The organism is Frigoribacterium sp. CFBP 13605 (assembly GCF_014839405.1).
Classification (GTDB): Bacteria; Actinomycetota; Actinomycetes; order Actinomycetales; family Microbacteriaceae; genus Frigoribacterium.
Window position 1 is genome coordinate 1 of record NZ_JACYNS010000228.1, and the last position, 533, is coordinate 533.

Consider the following 533-nt stretch of genomic DNA (forward strand, 5'->3'; position numbering starts at 1 on the left):
CGCCTCCCGGTTGATCGACGACATGCTGCTGATGGCCCGCGTCGACCAGGGCATCTCGCTGGACGTCGCACCCGTCGACCTCGGGGCGTCGCTGCTCGCCGACGTCGAGCGTCAGCGGCTGCGACGGCCGTCGCTCGACCTGCGCGTCCTGCTGCCCGACGGCCCGGTCGTGGTGGCGGCCGACGCGGGTCGGGTCTCGCAGATCGTCGGCAACCTGGTCGACAACGCCGCTCGGGCGACGGGGGGCTCGGGGCGGGTGACGATCTGGCTCGACGCGTCGCGTACCGACGAGGTCGCGGTGCTCGTGTCCGACGACGGCCCGGGCGTGCCAGAGCGCGACCGCGAGCGGGTGTTCGACCGGCTGGTGCGGCTGGACGAGGCCCGACGGTCCGGGGACGGAGGCGCGGGCCTGGGGCTGCCCATCGCCCGCGGTCTGGCGCGCGCCCACGGCGGCGACCTGGTCTGCGAGCCGCCCGGGGTCGGCCGGCCCGGCGCGGTGTTCCGGCTGACGCTGCCCGTCACCGTGCGTGCGG

Annotated in this window: 1 protein-coding gene; it reads left to right on the plus strand. The window is 76.5% G+C overall.

Going from position 1 to position 533, the window contains the following annotated elements; all coding sequences use genetic code 11:
* Positions 1–533 (plus strand): sensor histidine kinase (locus tag IFT36_RS16170; protein ID WP_249408701.1); only part of this gene is annotated, 533 nt, incomplete at both ends.